The organism is Actinotalea ferrariae (genome assembly GCF_019733465.1).
In the GTDB taxonomy this organism is placed as follows: Bacteria; Actinomycetota; Actinomycetes; order Actinomycetales; family Cellulomonadaceae; genus Actinotalea; species Actinotalea ferrariae_A.
Genome location: NZ_JACVQL010000345.1, coordinates 1 through 2,106 on the forward strand (window position 1 = coordinate 1; position 2,106 = coordinate 2,106).

Below are 2,106 nucleotides of genomic sequence, written 5' to 3' on the forward strand. Positions count from 1 at the left end.
GTGCACTCGCGGCCGGCCGGCGGACGGCCGGGCCCGGTGCGCCGGGCGCCCCGGGCGCGCCGAGGGTGCCCGCCCCGTTCGCCGGTGCCGAGGACATCGCCGCCACCTTCGCCGAGGCCCAGGGGACGGCGTCCGCGGAGACCCTCGCCGAGGACGCGCTCGCGACGGGGCTGGTCGCGCAGCCCGTCCCCGAGGTGTTCTACGTCGACGAGGTGAGCGGGGACTTCCTGCCCTGGTACCTCGACGCCGCGACGGGCAACCTCACGCCGTCCCGCCTGCAGGCCGCGCGCCTCGGCACCGTGCTCGAGACGATCGCCGGCTGGGGCTACCCCGTCAACCAGCTCCCGCTGCGGACCCGCCTGACCGACCAGCCGTCAGCGTCCCGCAAGGGGAAGCTCGTCCGGCTGGACAGCTGGGACCCGGTCACGAAGGAGCTCGTCTCGCGCAAGACGACGCAGCTCGGCCGGATCGACGAGTGGGACGCGCTCGCCCACGTGCAGGAGCTCGTCCTGAAGTACCCGTCGGGCGCGATCGTCGCCGACACCCCGAGCACGCGGGCCGCGGGTCTGGCGGGCCAGCGCATCGAGGGTCAGCTCGTCCTCGAGGTGCCGCCGCAGGTGGACCCGATCCCCCAGCGGGTCCTCGACTACGCCAACGAGCGGGGCGTGCTCATCCGCGACTGGCTCGGCGTCGAGCTGAACGAGCCCTGAGCGGTCCGCGCTCCTGCCGTCGCCGCACCCAGGAGGGTGTCTTTGTCCCGGTTTGGGCGATACGTTGGTCACCTCACCGGGAGCCAGCAAGGGGGCTGCCATGACCCGCGTAGAGCAGACGACGCCGCACCGCCTCCCACGCACCCCGATCGAACCGCCGCCCTCCGCGGTTCGCGGTGTCTGGGTCGACCAGACCCACGCCGTCATCCGGCGCGGGATGGTCTCCGCGCTGACCACGGACCACGTCGCGGTCGTCGGGGAGAGCGTCGGCCTGCACCCCACGCCCGACCTCGCGCGCACCCACGTGCTGGTCTTCGAGGCCGACGGATCCAGCTTCCCGCGCGTGCGTGCGCTCGTCGCGGGCCGCCCGGTCGGGCTCGTCGCGACGGTCCGTGAGCCGTCCGGGCCGCGGCTGCAGGAGCTCGCAGAGGCCGGCGTGGCCGCGATCCTGCTCCTCGACGACCTGACCCCCGAGACGCTGGTCCGGACGGCGCGCTCGGTCTCGAGCGGCCGCGTCACCCTGACCCACAGCCTCCTCATGCGCCTCATGGACCACGCGGCGCGGGTCGGCTCCGCACCGGCGGGATCGCTCAGCGCGCGTGAGCGCCAGGTGCTTCAGATGCTGGCCGACGGCGAGGACACGCGAGCCATCGCGTGCGGGCTCAACTACTCGGAGCGGACCGTGAAGAACGTGGTCCACGACGTGCTCACCAAGATGAACTGCCGGACCCGGGCCCAGGCCGTGGGCGTCGCGGCGCGCGCGGGGATCATCTGACCCCTCCTGACCCCTCCTGACCCGTCCCGGTCGCGTGCACCTTCGGGCAGCGCACCGCCGCACGCCTGGCGGCACGCGCACCGGCGGTGTCACCGTGGCGCCGTCGGAAGAGAGGCAGGCGGATGGCGGCCGACGGTCCCCCTCCCCCGTGGCTGGTCGTCGCGGACCTGGTCCTGCAGCGGGAGGCGGCGGCCTGCCGGATCGCGTCCGGCGTCCCGCCGCGCGACTTCGCGGGCCTCTTCGTCGCCGACGAGCAGGTCGACGCCCTGCTGCGGACCCTGCCGGGACTCGACGGGCCGAGCGCGGACGACGTCGGACCGGTCCTGGCCGTGTTCGACGAGCCGCTCCGCACGGCTCGCGCCGAGCTCGCCACCTGGGTGGCCCGCAGCCCCGCGGTGCTCGCCCGGTGCTGCCGCACGCTGGCCCTCGACCCGGTCGCGTGCGAGGTGCTCGCGCTGCTGGCCGCCGTCGAGCTCTCGCCGCAGCGTCAGCGGCTCGCGGCCTACGTCCAGGACAGCGTCCAGCTGCCCCGCCTGACGCTCGCCGCGCTGCGTCGGCTGCTGCCCCCCGCGGGCGACCGCGCGGTCGCGCCCGGGGCGGCGCTCGTGGCGAGCCGCGTCG

The 2,106-nt window shown here is 75.3% G+C and carries 3 protein-coding genes; all 3 read left to right on the forward strand.

The window, feature by feature from the left end; translation table 11 throughout:
• A partial coding sequence (locus ICW40_RS19450) for a hypothetical protein (RefSeq protein WP_221655635.1) occupies positions 1 to 710 on the forward strand: 710 nt, incomplete at its 5' end.
• Between the two features lie 100 nt (positions 711 to 810).
• On the forward strand, positions 811 to 1,485 hold the full coding sequence (locus ICW40_RS19455; protein WP_221655636.1) for a helix-turn-helix transcriptional regulator: 675 nt from the start codon (positions 811 to 813) through the stop codon (positions 1,483 to 1,485).
• A 122-nt stretch (positions 1,486 to 1,607) separates the two neighbouring features.
• On the forward strand, positions 1,608 to 2,106 hold a 499-nt coding region (locus ICW40_RS19460), incomplete at its 3' end, for a hypothetical protein (RefSeq protein WP_221655637.1).